The 14,361-nt window shown below is 35.0% G+C and carries 12 protein-coding genes; all 12 read left to right on the forward strand.

Annotated features, from left to right (window positions below; all coding sequences use genetic code 11):
* Nucleotides 1-27 precede the first annotated feature (27 nt).
* The 12 genes from DS031_RS11035 to DS031_RS11090 all read left to right on the forward strand — a co-directional run bounded on the left by DS031_RS11035 (nucleotide 28) and on the right by DS031_RS11090 (nucleotide 14,115).
* Nucleotides 28-1,101 carry a YheC/YheD family protein gene (locus DS031_RS11035; RefSeq protein ID WP_113806138.1) on the forward strand — a complete coding sequence of 358 codons (1,074 nt, stop codon included), beginning with the start codon at nucleotides 28-30 and terminating at the stop codon, nucleotides 1,099-1,101.
* Nucleotides 1,073-2,434: a YheC/YheD family endospore coat-associated protein gene (locus DS031_RS11040; RefSeq protein WP_113806139.1), complete on the forward strand. Its 1,362-nt coding sequence runs from the start codon at nucleotides 1,073-1,075 to the stop codon at nucleotides 2,432-2,434. The genes DS031_RS11035 and DS031_RS11040 overlap by 29 nt, the downstream gene beginning before the upstream one ends.
* On the forward strand, nucleotides 2,434-3,771 hold the full coding sequence (locus DS031_RS11045) for a YheC/YheD family endospore coat-associated protein (RefSeq protein WP_113806140.1): 1,338 nt from the start codon (nucleotides 2,434-2,436) through the stop codon (nucleotides 3,769-3,771). Before DS031_RS11040 ends, DS031_RS11045 begins: the two co-directional genes overlap by 1 nt.
* 1 nt (nucleotide 3,772) lies before the next feature.
* Nucleotides 3,773-4,870, forward strand: coding sequence for a YheC/YheD family protein (locus DS031_RS11050; RefSeq protein WP_113806141.1), 1,098 nt, complete (start codon nucleotides 3,773-3,775; stop codon nucleotides 4,868-4,870).
* A 369-nt stretch (nucleotides 4,871-5,239) separates the two neighbouring features.
* On the forward strand, nucleotides 5,240-6,067 hold the full coding sequence (locus DS031_RS11055) for a squalene/phytoene synthase family protein (protein WP_113806142.1): 828 nt from the start codon (nucleotides 5,240-5,242) through the stop codon (nucleotides 6,065-6,067).
* Between the two features lie 105 nt (nucleotides 6,068-6,172).
* On the forward strand, nucleotides 6,173-6,505 hold the full coding sequence (csaA, locus tag DS031_RS11060) for a chaperone CsaA (RefSeq protein ID WP_113806143.1): 333 nt from the start codon (nucleotides 6,173-6,175) through the stop codon (nucleotides 6,503-6,505).
* A 208-nt stretch (nucleotides 6,506-6,713) separates the two neighbouring features.
* A complete protein-coding gene (locus DS031_RS11065; RefSeq protein WP_113806144.1) occupies nucleotides 6,714-8,987 on the forward strand; it encodes a DEAD/DEAH box helicase in 2,274 nt (757 codons plus the stop codon).
* Nucleotides 8,988-8,990: 3 nt separating this feature from the next.
* Nucleotides 8,991-10,271: a ribonuclease H-like domain-containing protein gene (locus tag DS031_RS11070; RefSeq protein WP_113806145.1), complete on the forward strand. Its 1,281-nt coding sequence runs from the start codon at nucleotides 8,991-8,993 to the stop codon at nucleotides 10,269-10,271.
* Entirely contained in the window at nucleotides 10,258-12,168 is a 1,911-nt protein-coding gene (locus DS031_RS11075; protein WP_113806146.1) for a DUF294 nucleotidyltransferase-like domain-containing protein, read from the forward strand. The genes DS031_RS11070 and DS031_RS11075 overlap by 14 nt, the downstream gene beginning before the upstream one ends.
* 2 nt (nucleotides 12,169-12,170) lie before the next feature.
* On the forward strand, nucleotides 12,171-12,896 hold the full coding sequence (locus DS031_RS11080) for a 3'-5' exonuclease (RefSeq protein ID WP_113806147.1): 726 nt from the start codon (nucleotides 12,171-12,173) through the stop codon (nucleotides 12,894-12,896).
* 330 nt (nucleotides 12,897-13,226) lie between these two features.
* The gene (locus tag DS031_RS11085; protein WP_113806148.1) at nucleotides 13,227-13,448 is read left to right on the forward strand and encodes a CotD family spore coat protein; all 222 of its coding nucleotides are present in this window, start codon (nucleotides 13,227-13,229) and stop codon (nucleotides 13,446-13,448) included.
* Nucleotides 13,449-13,557: 109 nt separating this feature from the next.
* On the forward strand, nucleotides 13,558-14,115 hold the full coding sequence (locus DS031_RS11090; RefSeq protein ID WP_113806149.1) for an SLOG family protein: 558 nt from the start codon (nucleotides 13,558-13,560) through the stop codon (nucleotides 14,113-14,115).
* The last annotated feature ends 246 nt before the right edge of the window (nucleotides 14,116-14,361 follow it).

Raw genomic sequence — 14,361 nt, forward strand, 5'->3', positions numbered from 1 at the left:
ACCTGATTGGAAAAAGAGGTGAAGGTGATGCAAACTGAAACCGCTGAACTTGGTTTTATATATGATGCAAAAAAACAGCGACATATTATAAATGATGAAATGATGAAACATTTTCACTATTTATCTATTCACTATGAGGTGAAGATTGTTTTATTTACAATTGAAAATTTAGCTTTAGAAGAGCAAATGATTCATGGCACGATGATAGATAAAGATGGGGTACGACAAGAATATACTGAATTACCATCACACGTTTATAACTTTGCTCTCCATTCAACGTTAAGTAAAATTGAGAAAATGAGAAATTTAAGAAAAATGGAAAATGTAATAGTTATTAATCCGATTAATCGATTTATTCAAAGTATTGTTTTTGAGATGTTATCCTCCTTACCTGGCTCTCATCAATTTCTTTTGCCTTCTGCGCAATTAACAGATGATATTTTAATTGACTATCTTAATCATTCTGAAACATTATTTCTACTTCCAGATAAAATGTTTCAGCAGCCAAAAGCTGTAGAAATAAAAAAAACTAACCATTATACTTACAAAATTTCAGTGGGTCAAAACACCCAAATATGTCATCAAGACGATCTGCTCTCTTATGTTAAAAAGATGATAAATGCAAAAAAACATATTCTTATGAAGGGAATTGAATTGTTTAATACGCATGAAGGTCCTTTAGAAGCACGGGTTAATTTGCAAAAAAATAGAGAAGGTGAATGGTCAGTTTCTGCCATTAGTGCTAAATGTGGAATATTTTCAAGAGATTTATTTTTTGAATCAAACCTCCCTTCAAGTGTTAACAAATTTTTCCTGCATAAAAAGAAAGATAGTGAATCCATACTTGTGAACACCTCTCTACAAATTATCCGTTTTTTAGATTTTTATATCCCCTTTTTAGGGAGCTGTACACTTGATTATATATTTGATGAAGAATGCCGTCCTTATCTTGTTTATGTTGGTGGTTTTGAACAAAGTCATTCTCTATACCTTCAACTTGATACAAGATCACAATATAAGCTGATCGAGCAAGCGTTTTATTATTTGTTGTTTCTTAAAAGGGGGGGCGTCCATGAAATGGATCAAAGTTCAGAGAAATAATGAAAATAAAGAGGGAGATTCCAATAGTAGTCTTTATATTTCAAAAGATTTAGAAAAGCAATTAAAAACAAAAAAGAAATTAGTATTTGGGCAAAGAGAAATACCCATTACAGTGAGAGGAACTTCTTCACTCAGTGAAAACTCAGGAAATGATTTTCAAAGTCCACTTTCCATTCAATTATCATCACAACTATTTGATGAGCTATTAATAAAAGAATCATCAGTATATCAAATGTATGATACAGAGAGTGCGATCCATATTGGACCCGTCATCGGCTTCTTGCTGGGTGAACAGCATTATTATTATCATCATCGCAGATTACAGGAAATTACGGATGCAATGGGAGCATATGAAAGAGTAGGAGGTCTTTTTATTGCCTTTAGTCACTGCTCAATAAGCTGGAAAGAAAATTGTCTTTATGGACTTTACTATAATTATCAGGCCCAAAAGTGGCAATATGATAAACTACCGCTTCCTTCCGTTGTGTATCGGAGAGGATTTAATGAAAGAAATAATTTCATCAATGAAGCTTGTAATGATGTTAACTGGAAAGTTTTTAATGAGGTGAAAGTTGATAAATGGCAGCTTTATCATCATTTAAAGAAGCATCATGCTCTCAAGCCGTATTTACCTGAAACCGCTTTATTAACAGTTGATAATATTTTGATGTTTTTGGAAAAATATTCAAAGGTTATTTTGAAGCCAAACAAATTGTCAAGAGGTAGGGGAATTACCGTACTTAAAGTAGTGGAGGGTGATGAGATTGAAGTACATGATCACCGAAAGTTTACTGCGTTTAACTTATCTCGCTTAAGATTGGTTGAATATTTAAAAGAAGGTAATTTTTTTGAGCGCGACTATATTATTCAACCTTTTTTAGAGTTGGCTCGAATTAACGGCAGTCCATGGGATATACGGGTTGTGATGCAAAAAAGTCCGCTGAAAAAATGGGTTTGCAATGGTATTGAATGTCGACTTGCCGGGACTGGTAAACTCTTAACAAATATATGCAGAGGGGGCACAGCGCTTCATTTAGATGAAGCTTTAAAACAAGCATTTTCTGCTGAGGTTGATGCTGCTAAAATTGGTGAAGAAATTAAAGAAATTGCGATGGAGTTTTGTGGAATTATGGATAAAACAGGGATGCACTTTGCGGAATTTGGATTGGATATTGCACTTGATCAAAAGCTGCGATACTGGTTTATAGAAGCGAATGTTCGTCCTACTTTTAAAGGATTTAAAAAATTGGATAAACAAATCTATCACAAAATATGTTATGAACCAATTCTCTATTCAGCTTCTATTGCTGGTTTTGGTTGGGAGGTTTACTGATGAACCCTAACTATAAAATTATTCCAGATCTACATTATCAAAACTGTTTAACAATCCCCGCAAATACAGCCAAACAAAATAAATTATTAACTGAAAAAAAATGGTTTATTCGCTTTGGCATTCAAGCAGTCGAAATTAAGCTGAAAATATCTTCTCAACTTAATGAAAATGAAATAAAACTATCGATTCGGCTCATTGATTTATTAAGAATTCCTCTGAGCGGCCGTTATGAAATAAGGCTGGAAGATAATGAAATACGCCTCGGTCCGTATTTTGGCATTTTAGCAGCAGCAAAGAAAGAAACGTTGAATCGAATTGTCCATTATTTATCAAATCATTTATACAATTATGATTGTATTGGAGGCGCTGTAGGTGCTTTTTCGCTAGAAGGTATCAATACGAGTGAACAGACGATGGAAGGCTATGTTTATAATCCTGAAACAGGCGAATGGGAACAAGGTATTTACTCCTATCCAACGGCCCTTTTTAAAATTATTTATCTTAATAAACAATGGAGAAATCATTTTCAAACTGTGTTAGGAAAACGTATTTTTAATAGTTATGTATTTAATAAATGGGAAATGTATAAGTGGTTTAAAGAAGTCCCTCAATTAAGCAGTCATCTTCCTGAGACAATGCTTTATAAATCCCCTGAAGATCTTGAAAGCTTTTTAGAAAAACATTCTACAATGTATGTAAAGCCGGTGAATGGAAGTATGGGTATAGGGGTTTTTAAAGTATCAAAAACAACAGCAAAATTTAAAGTTGAATTTGATGAAGAAGGAACTTCACAAGTGCTTCTTCTTTCCAATATCTTTGATCTTGCTGATTTTTTTAAAAGTCAATTTAAAGATAAAAAATATATTCTTCAAGAAGCTATTAAGATGATTTCAGATAAGGGTCAAAACATTGATTTTCGAATTGCAATGGTGAAAAATGAAGCTGGTGTTTGGAAAGAAATGATTATGGTTGCTAAATATGGAAAAAGCGGCAGTGTTGTTACAAATATTAAAGCGGGAGGTTCTGCGGAACTAGCAGAGGTTACATTAAAAAAAATGTTTGGTTTATCAGACGAAGAAGTATTTCGATGGAGAAAAGACATTTCTCAGCTTGCCCTTAAAGCGGTAGAACATCTTGAGCGAGTTGGTATTCATTGTGGGAATTTAGGAATTGATCTTGCGATAGATGCTGAGACAAATATTTGGATTATTGAAATCAACAACCTTAATCCTGATCCGCTTATTGCTCTTGATGTAAATAATCGGCAAATCTTTTATCAAATTAAGCTTATGAATATGTTATATGCGAAAAAGCTTGCCGGATTTGGAGAGGATTGAAATGGTCGTCACTCTTAAACGTATAAATGAGAAAGAAGTAAATGTGATTTTTCTCCCTCAGTCAATGGTATCAAATTTTCATGGGCTGCCAAAGCGTCTTACTTTAAGGTTAGGAGGCTGGAAAAGGGAAGTGAAGGTAGAACTAAATAGTGAACTTCCTGATAAAACAGTTGGATTACCACATGCTTTACAGTTTCCATTTGAGCTTCCTCTTCATTTTCCATATGAAGCAAACATTAAGAGCAGGGAATTCCATTTAGGACCAATTCTTGCTTTTCTTGCATTTAAGAAAAAAAGTGAGATCACTGAGCAAATATTAAACAATTATAAAGCATATTTCACTCTATCTCCCCTTTTAGCTGGTCTTCTTACTATTTGTGCGGCAGATGGAATAAATGTAGACGAAAAAACGATGGAAGGTTACTATCTGGACTATTCTACAAATGGAAACAAACCAATATGGAAAGCTGGGACGTTTCCATTACCAGATGCCTTTTATAACACGACAGATCTTGAAATGTCAATTTACAATAAACTTCTTGCAGTATATGATGAAACGTTTTTTAATACGCATCCCTTTAATCGAGAAGAATGGTGCTCTTGGTTAAACTCACATTCTTCTCTTCAGCATTATATCCCGCCTGCTGAACAATTTAGTACTATTAAGCATAATGACATGCTTCATTTAAAAGTAATCATGCAAAAAGATCATTCTAAGTATTGGAATCTTTCTGGGTCAATAGCCTGTTTTACTGAAAAGAGAGAAGGTTCACATATTGATCAATTAGAAAAGGCTCTTTCCGGATATGATGGGTTAAAAGAAGTGTTTAAAATGAACGAGTGCGAAATTTTTGTGAAAGAACGTGAACTCTTTGATTTATGCACGTTAGCCTGTAAAACACTCGAACAGTACGGTGGACATTATGCAGATTTGCTTTTTGAGATTAGTTTAGATAAAGAGAGGAAGCCTTGGATAACAGAGATCTTTCCATTGTATGACCATACATTACCGCTTTCTCTTTTAAATAATAAGGAAATGTATTTAAAGGTTGTCACAACGCCATTTCAATATGCGAAATCATTAGTAGGATTTAAATAAAAAATTTAATGAAATTCCAAAAATTTTTAAAATAAGCTCATAATTTTAATTTAACGAGATAAGATAATGATGTGAGAGATCAGAAAGATCTTCGGCATCTCTTTCCCCGATTTTATTCTGTATTTCTCCACTAAAAAGGCTTGCTGATTCATTCAGTAAGCCTTTTTTGCTTGTGAGCTGTTTCAACATTAACTAAAAAGAGCATTGAACTTTCGCTAATTTATGTTTCAATGTGTAGAATGTATTTAAACGGTAAATTAAAAGGTGTATAATGAAAACAATGATGAGCAGTATCACATCAATAGGATGCATGTTAGAAAATAGAATGATAACGAAATAAAGTAGATAACAAAAAGGGTGAAATACGAGATGAGTGAATCAAACCATTTACATAACGATGCCATTAAAGTGCTGAAAGAAACGAGCCGAACATTTTTTATTCCGATCAGTCATCTTTCCTTAGACTTAAAAGATGCTGTAGCAAGCGCTTATCTTTGCATGAGAGCTATTGATGAAATAGAAGATCATCCAGAACTTAAAGCAGAAGTAAAAGATCAGTTACTTCGGTTCATTTCAATCCTGCTTGAAAGCCCGCAAGCATCTTTTAATAATGATGCGTTAAAAGCGATACTAAAGCCTTATAAGGTACACCTTCCGGAAGTAACTCTGCGCCTTGGCGATTGGATTAAGCTCTGCCCAGCCGGAGCTGCTGATAAAATGATGAATGCAACATCGATTATGGCAAAAGGAATGGCAAAATGGGCGTTAAAAGATTGGCAGATTAAAACAGAAGAAGAGTTAGATGAATATACGTATTATGTAGCGGGATTAGTAGGTGTGATGTTATCAGATATTTGGCAGTGGCATGATAACATCGAAACCGATCAAAACCTCGCGATAGGCTTTGGACGAGGTTTACAGTCTGTTAACATTCTTCGCAACCGCAGTGAGGATAAAACACGCGGCGTTAATTTTTTTCCAGAAGGTTGGGAAACAGAAGATATGTTTAACTATGCGAGGAGAAATCTAGCACAAGCTGATGAATATGTGAAATCAATCCATCACACTGAAATTCTTAACTTCTGTAAAATCCCGCTCGCTCTTGCGCATGGGACGCTTGATGTTTTAGTTAAAGGAGAAGAAAAGCTAACGAGGGCATCTGTCACTGAAATTGTAAGTGATGTAGTAGGAGAGTAGCACAACGAAAAAAGTGAATGAAGGAAGACCGCCTATGCAGTAGGTGGTTTTTTTATAAAACTAATGATTAAGAACTATAAAAAGTTGTTAAAGGAGTGAAGAAGAATGGCAGAAATAGAAGATTTTTTAAAACTTGATATTCGTATTGGGACAGTGAAACATGCTGAGCTGCTGAAAGGTGCGCGCGTCCCGGCGATTAAATTAGAAATTGATTTTGGAGAAGATATTGGAATGAAGCAATCGAGTGCTCAAATTACAAACAGATATACACACGAAGATATGATTAATAAACAAGTTGTGGCAGTTGTAAACTTTCCTCCAAGAAGAATTGCTGGATTTAAATCAGAAGTACTAGTCATCGGCGGTGTGCAAGAAAAAGGGGACGTTGTTTTATTAAGCCCTGATGAAAAGCTGCCTAATGGTACACCGATTGCGTAAGGACATAAAGATATTTAATTTTGACTTTCAAGGCATCAAGAAGTTCGTGTTTGTGAGTACTTTAGCTCTACACAGGGAATCCAAATACTCAAAACGTTATAGAGGCATTACTAGAAAGGCAGTGAAGCAAAACTCTTCACTGCTTTTCATTTACGTTCTCTTATAGATTTATGTACAATGAAAAAAGAAGAACGCAGAGGTGAACGTGATGAATAAAAAGAAAACCCTTCAAGAAATGATTGATTTTTTAAAGAATAATCATCATTATCGTGAAAATATTAAGTTGTGGAAAACGATTCCCCCAAAAAAAGCAAAAACCATCTTGTTTCCAAATTCAATTGATGAAAGAATTAAGACGGCTTTAAAGAATCGAGGCGTAAAAGAACTTTATACGCATCAAGCTTCTGCTTATGAATACGTTAGAAACAAAGAAAATATTACTGCGGTTACTCCGACCGCTTCAGGGAAAACACTTTGTTATAATTTACCTGTCCTGCAGCAAGTAATTGATGACGATCAAAGCCGTGCCCTTTATTTATTTCCTACAAAAGCACTTGCACAGGATCAAAAGAGCGAAATGAATGAGTTCATTGATGAAATTGGTGTGGAGGTAAAAAGCTATACGTATGACGGAGATACACCGGCAAATATAAGGCAGGTTATTCGAAAAGCCGGTCATGTTGTGATGACGAATCCAGATATGCTTCATTCGGCAATCTTACCGCATCATACAAAATGGATTTCATTATTTGAAAATTTAAAAGTGATTGTGATTGATGAGCTTCATACATACCGCGGGGTGTTTGGCAGTCATGTTGCAAATGTGATACGCCGTTTAAAACGGATTTGCCGCTACTATGGCAGTAATCCTGTTTTTATTTGTACGTCTGCTACAATTGCAAATCCAAAGCAGTTAGCAGAGCATCTTATTGGAGAGCCTGTTACGTTAATTCATAATAATGGAGCACCAACTGGGAAAAAGCATTTTGTGCTGTATAATCCTCCTGTTATAAATAAACCGTTAAATATTCGAAAAAGCGCTGTTCTTGAAGCGCGTAAAATTGCCAGTGAATTTTTAACGAGCGGCATTCAAACGATTGTGTTTGCGAGAAGCCGTGTTCGTGTTGAAATATTATTAAGTTACTTACAAGAGTTAATTAAAAAGAAAATCGGCAATCAATCGATTCAAGGCTACCGAGGCGGTTATTTGCCAACACAGCGAAGAAAAATAGAGCAGGGCCTTCGAAGCGGTGATATTTTAGGGGTTGTCAGTACAAACGCCTTAGAGCTTGGCGTTGATATCGGCCAGCTCCAAGTATGTGTATTAACAGGATATCCTGGTTCAATTGCAAGTACGTGGCAGCAGGCAGGCCGAGCAGGAAGAAGGCAGGATGAATCACTTGTTGTGATGATTGCAAGTTCGAATCCGCTCGATCAATATATTATTGATCATCCAGAATTTTTGTTTGAAAGAAACCCTGAATCAGCAAGAATTAATCCTGATAACCTTATTATTCTTGTTGATCATATTAAATGTGCCGCCTATGAGCTTCCTTTTAAAGAAGGAGAAACGTTTGACGGCGTTGAAATTGAAGAAATTTTATCATTTTTAGCAGAAGAAGATGTGCTTCATTATCAAGGAAAGAAATGGTTTTGGATGAATCGGTCGTTTCCTGCTCATAACATCAGCCTTCGCTCTGCTTCTCAAGAAAATGTTGTAATTATTGATATAACGGAAACTGCAAATGTAAAGGTGATTGGCGAAATGGACCGTTTTAGTGCGATGACACTTTTACATGAAGAAGCGATCTATATTCATCAAGGCGTTCAGTATCAAGTAGAAAAACTTGATTATGAGGAGAAAAAAGCGTTTATTCGTCAAGTTGATGTTGATTACTATACAGACGCAAATCTTGCCGTTGAATTAAAAGTGCTGGAAGTTGATCAGGAAAAAAGTCTTTCAGGAAATAGTTATCTTTCATACGGCGAAGTGATGGTAAACGCAATGACCACAATTTTTAAGAAAATAAAGTTTGAAACACATGAAAATATCGGCTCTGGTCCGATTTATTTACCTGAAGAAGAGCTTCATACAAATGCTGCTTGGATCAGTATAACAGAAAATCTTCTTGAAAAACTTGGTGAAAACAAACTAGAGGAAGGACTTGTCGGCATTGCGAATGTACTCCGCCATGTGGCGCCGCTCTATGTAATGTGCGATGTCATGGATTTACACGTTGTCCCACAAGTAAAGGCACTCCATTCAGAAAAGCCAACGATTTTTCTTTATGACCGCTACCCTGGCGGAGTGGGCCTTAGTGAACAAGTATATAAATATATGAATGAAATTCTTCAGGAAGTAAACTGGATTTTAAGAAGCTGTCCGTGTGAAGCCGGATGTCCTTCTTGTGTTGGTGTAGACGGTGGAGGATCTAGTAAAAAGGTAGCTCTTCTTATTTTAGAAGCTATCCAAGGGGAGTAAAAGATGTCATTACAATCCAAGTTAAATCGCTATAAATCACATTTAACAGTTAATAACGATAAAAATGCGCAAATCGAGAAAGTGAAAACGTTAAGTGAAACGATTCAGCATTATGACACATGGGTGTCACTTGGTGCGAAACCTTTTGAATTTGAAAATCAAGTTGTTTTTATTAGAAAAAAACAGTATCCGTTCGAATACAAGCACGGCATTTATGAATTAGGAAAACTGAAAGAGGCTGTGGAGCGTTGGAATAATTACAAGATCGCTCATCCATTATCAGGGGTCGACAAAAAAGCTGAAGATTTTCTTTTTTTCGACACAGAAACAACCGGTTTAGGAAGCGGGGCGGGAAACACGATCTTTTTAATTGGATACAGCCGCTTTTTAGAAAACAGTGTAGAGGTTACTCAAGTTTTTCTGCCGAATCCAGCCGCCGAACCCGCCTTTTATTATGGCTTTTTAAACGATATAAGCGAGTTGGAAAATATTGTAACTTATAATGGGAAGTCCTTTGATTGGCCAAATGTGAAGTCACGTCATACGTTCGTGCGTGATATTGTCCCTGAGCTTCCTGTGTTTGGTCATTTTGACTTACTGCACGGATCAAGAAGAGTATGGAAGCATCGTCTCGAGTCGCATCGCCTTGCTGTTGTAGAAAAGGAAATTCTTCAAATAAAACGTGAAAGTGATGTACCAGGCTATTTAGCGCCAATGCTCTATTTTGAGTATTTAAAAGAACAGAATCCGGAAATTATTGCAGGCGTATTAAAACATAATGAGAGCGATGTAATCACGTTAATTTCATTGTATACTCACCTTTCTCTCATGCTGTTAAACGAGCCGTTTGAAAGTCATCTCAGCAGTGAAAAATATGAAATTGGCAGATGGTATGAAGCATTAGGCGATGTAGAGCGCGCAATGAGTTATTTTCAGAAATTAAGCGAAAGCGAATCATCTTTCACACTCAAAGCGAAAAAATCACTTTCAATGCTTTACAAAAAACAAAACCAATTTGAAGAAGCAGTTGCGCTTTGGACGGAGTTATCAGAACAGACTGAAATGGGTTTAGAAGAAGTTGATATCGAACTTTCTAAAGTTTATGAACATCGTTATAAAGACTTCGAAAAAGCATTATATTATGCAGAATCTGCCTATCAAAGATGGAAATCATCTTTGCGTTTATTAAAATCAAAAGAAGAAAATGAAAGAAAAGCGTTTGTAAAGCGGATCGAGCGGTTAAAAGAAAAGATAGAAAGGAGAAGTAATAGTGGATCAAGCTGATTTTTTAACATTAATTGAAAAAAAAGAACCTTTTCATCTTTTAACGAGTCAACAGTTAAAGCGAATGACAGAGGGCGCTGTGATTGAAACGTATACGAAAAAACAATTTCTTTTTCATGAACGGGATAAAGAAGTGGAAATTTCGTTTCTTCTTTCAGGCATTACAAAAAATATCCTTCATAAAGCGAATGGAAAGCAAGTCTCTGTTCGTTATTATTACCCGGGAGATATTATTGGACTAATGATTATGTTTACGAGCGGAGATATGAATTTTTCTGTGCAGGCCATTGAAGATTGTGAAGTAATACGTTTAAAAAAATCTGCTTTTTTAGAAATGATGTCTGAAAACAAAAAATTCTCTGAAGTTATATTAGAAAGTATCGGAGAACGAATGAAAACATTGTATGATGAAATTAAAGCAGAACGTGATCGTGAAGACGATCATGAAAATATCCCCCTTTTTCGTACGAGAGTTTCTTCGATTATGGAGCAGGTAAAGTGGGTCTCACCGTCACAAACCTTATTGGAAGCTTCACATAAAATTCAGGCGAGCCGCTTTCCAGGTTTTATTGTAAGTGAAGATGGTCAAAGTTTATTAGGTGTGATCACTCATCATGAAGTGATTGAGGGGCTTATTCAAGGGAAAAGCTCTGATGCTGTGAAAGAATGGATGAAGCAGAAGCCATATACAGTAGAGTTTGATGCTTTTAGTTATGAAGCCCTTACCTTTTTTAAACATCATGAAGTTTCGTTGGTACCTGTCATGAGAAAAAGTAAGCTCGTTGGGATGGTAACAGCTGAATCATTTTTGCATTTGCAGGATTCCGAATATTTAAGTTTATCCTATCAGCTTCAAGCTGTTCAGGAATTAGAACAGCTTACTTATTTGTCACCAACGAGCAATGACAATTTTCAAGCTTTTGTAGGAGAGCTGCTTGATAGTGGGACGTTATCTTATGAAATTTGTGAAATTATTTCAAACTATAATGATAAAATTCACCGCCAAATTATTAAGATTGCCGAAAAGCAAATGAAAGAAGAAGGCTATGGACCGCCTCCTGTTAATTACTGCTTTATCGTAATGGGAAGTGAAGGGAGAAAAGAACAAGCTTTTTCAACAGATCAGGATAATGGGCTAATTATTGATGATTATAACCATTTGACGAACGCAGCTGAAGTTAAAGCTTATTTTCAGCGTTTAGGAGAAATAATTAATAAAGCGCTCGCGTACTGCGGTTTTCCGGAATGTAAAGGTGGAATTATGGCAAAAGAAGAAAATTGGGCACACACTATTAGTTCATGGAAAGATGAAATACAGCGGTGGATTAAAGAGTCAGATGCGGAAGAAATTCGTAACTTTACGATCTTTATGGATTTTAGACCGATATATGGTGATTTTCAACTTGCCCGAACGCTACGTAGCATATTAACCGAAAAAGTGAGGCGAGCCCAAACGCTGCATCATTTATTAATTAAAGATACGATTCGTTTTCGAGTGCCTCTTAATGCATTTGGTCGGTTAAATGTACAAGGAAAGAAAAAGCAGCTTAATTTAAAAAAATCCGCGATTATGCAAATTGTAAATGGGATACGAATTTTTGCGATTAAGTATGGAATTGAAGAAGTAAATACATTACGAAGACTAAGGGTGTTAAAAGAAAAGGAAATTTTCCATCCTCGTGATGTGCAAAATATTGAAACAGCTCTTCACTATTTACTTCGATTCCGGCTGCAAAACAATTTAAAACAATTACAAAAAAATGAGTCTCTAACAAATCATATTATTGTACCGAATTTATTAAAAGAGGAAAAAAGGCAGCTTAAAGAAGCGCTTGCAGTTGCAAAAAGAATGCAGCAGGTAAGTGAATTAAGTTTTGGTCGAAACAGGGGACTGTAAAGATGAAAGATATTGGATTTCGCTTATTTAAATATTATCTCTTTGATCAATTTTTATGGAAACATAAAATTAAAGAGTACAAAAAAGAAGAAAACTACTTTCGTATGATGGAAAAGCTGCTTTTTGATGAAAAATTTTTAAGCTGGCAAGAAAAGAAATTGGCTGATGCGGTGTTTACAGTTTTTGATTTAGAGACAACAGGATTTTTACCAACCTTAGGTGATGAAATTGTTTCAATGGGTGCTGTGAAAGTCAACTGCCGAAATGAACAGATCGAAAAGCCGTTTTATCAAATTGTAAAACCTTTTCGGCGTATTCCGAATGAGGTATACAGCATTACTGGCTTTTCAAAAAATGATATTGCCAATGGGGTTGATTTTTTAAAAGCATTTGACCGTTTTTATGAATATAGTAAAAACACGATTTTAGTAGCACATCCAGCTAGTTTTGATGTAATGTTTTTGCAAAAAATGGTTAAAAGGTGGGGTCTTCCTTCTTATAATCCGCCATTTTTAGATTCCTATTCATTAGCAAAGTATTTATACCCTAATCGCAATATTCATCTTGATTCCTTGATATTACGCCATAATATTCCGATAAAAGAAAGGCACCATGCATTAAATGATGCCTTAATGACGGCTCAGTTATTTTTTGCTATGATGGATGAGTTGAATTTTAGTAAAGAAGACTCTGTTCAAAAGCTATGTGAAGCTTTTAAAACAGGATAATACAAAATATAAAAGAAATTTGAGGAATTTCGACATTTTTTAAAAGTTGGGATTGCTTTCTTTTTTTATTTTTTGTAATGTATTGATGTAATATGTTTTAAAAGTCGTTGTTTTAGAATGACATTTTTTTAATGGAGAGATTGAAGTGAGAAAATTTATTGTTTTTTTGTATTTTGTAGTCATTGTTCTAACTGCGTTTTTAATGAATGACATTAGTCATGCAAATGATTATTTAATTCGATAAGAAAATAGGTGCTTGACTTATGACGAGTTATCAATTGCCATCATAGGCTATTAGGGAAATATCTTTTCTTAAGGAGGAGAAACCCTATGCCAATGTGGCCTCGTCCAATGAGACCAATTGTTCATCCGACAAGATACTGTACACAGCACCATTATCAACATCATGTTGTTCCGCACATGCATCCAACTCATATTCAACATCAGTACCATAATATTTATCATCATAAGCACTATTATCCTGTAACACAATCATGTTGTTCTGATGCTGTGCATCAACATGAACAATGTGGAAGACCCCCTTGCTGTTAACTGGTTTCAAAGAGAACGAACTGATGAATTCATCAGTTCGTTCATTTATTACTATATAAAAAAGGCTGCTTTTTTATAAAAGACGCTGCAAAAAGAAAGGAGTCCAATAATGGGGAAAGTTCTAACTGTAACAGGTTACAAGAGTCATGAATTAGGTATATTTAACGATAAACATCCTGGACTTCCGTACATAAAAAAAGCATTAAAACGAAATTTAGAGCGCCTTATTGACGAGTTTGATTTAGAATGGGTATTAATTAGCGGTCAATTAGGTGTAGAGCTTTGGACGGCAGAAATTGTTTTTGAGCTTCAAGAAACATATCCGCATTTAAAGCTTGCTGTATTAACCCCTTTTTTAGGACAAGAAGAGCGTTGGAATGAAGAGCGGCAAGAGTATTATGAAATGATTACAGCGCAGGCTGACTTTTATGAGAGTATTTCAAAAAAGCCTTATGAAAGTCCATTACAGTTAAAAGTAAAAAACCAATTTCTTATTGAGAAAAGCAGTGGCTTATTAATTTTATATGATGAAGAACAGCCGGGCTCACCAAAATATTATTTAGAGGAAGCGCTTAAAAAGAGACAAAGTCATCCAAACTTTGAAATATTCACAATTACACCATTTGATATTAATGAACTCATTCAAGATGAACAAAATAGCTGGTAAAAAGGATACAAGGCTCAAACAGAGGAAAAAAGCGTTGTATTTAGCTCTTTAATCCTTATGTGCACTAAATGAGTTAAAATCAACACAATATCCAAGGATTAGATGAGAATGATTGTTAAGAATAATATTTTTATATTGAAATTTATTGAAAAACAATAGATAATAACTTATTATCACTATTACATACATGAGATAAAAACACAAATTGACAATTCTCAAGAATTTTGAAAAAATAAATAATAACAA

Origin of the sequence: Bacillus taeanensis (assembly GCF_003318295.1) — a bacterium.
GTDB lineage: Bacteria > Bacillota > Bacilli > Bacillales > UBA6769 > Maribacillus > Maribacillus taeanensis.

Coding starts and splice junctions, on each gene's coding strand:
- DS031_RS11035 (WP_113806138.1), top strand. CDS start 28: ATGCAAACTGAAACCGCTGAACTTGGTTTTATATATGATGCAAAAAAA.
- DS031_RS11040 (WP_113806139.1), top strand. CDS start 1,073: ATGAAATGGATCAAAGTTCAGAGAAATAATGAAAATAAAGAGGGAGAT.
- DS031_RS11045 (WP_113806140.1), top strand. CDS start 2,434: ATGAACCCTAACTATAAAATTATTCCAGATCTACATTATCAAAACTGT.
- DS031_RS11050 (WP_113806141.1), top strand. CDS start 3,773: ATGGTCGTCACTCTTAAACGTATAAATGAGAAAGAAGTAAATGTGATT.
- DS031_RS11055 (WP_113806142.1), top strand. CDS start 5,240: ATGAGTGAATCAAACCATTTACATAACGATGCCATTAAAGTGCTGAAA.
- csaA (WP_113806143.1), top strand. CDS start 6,173: ATGGCAGAAATAGAAGATTTTTTAAAACTTGATATTCGTATTGGGACA.
- DS031_RS11065 (WP_113806144.1), top strand. CDS start 6,714: ATGAATAAAAAGAAAACCCTTCAAGAAATGATTGATTTTTTAAAGAAT.
- DS031_RS11070 (WP_113806145.1), top strand. CDS start 8,991: ATGTCATTACAATCCAAGTTAAATCGCTATAAATCACATTTAACAGTT.
- DS031_RS11080 (WP_113806147.1), top strand. CDS start 12,171: ATGAAAGATATTGGATTTCGCTTATTTAAATATTATCTCTTTGATCAA.
- DS031_RS11085 (WP_113806148.1), top strand. CDS start 13,227: ATGCCAATGTGGCCTCGTCCAATGAGACCAATTGTTCATCCGACAAGA.
- DS031_RS11090 (WP_113806149.1), top strand. CDS start 13,558: ATGGGGAAAGTTCTAACTGTAACAGGTTACAAGAGTCATGAATTAGGT.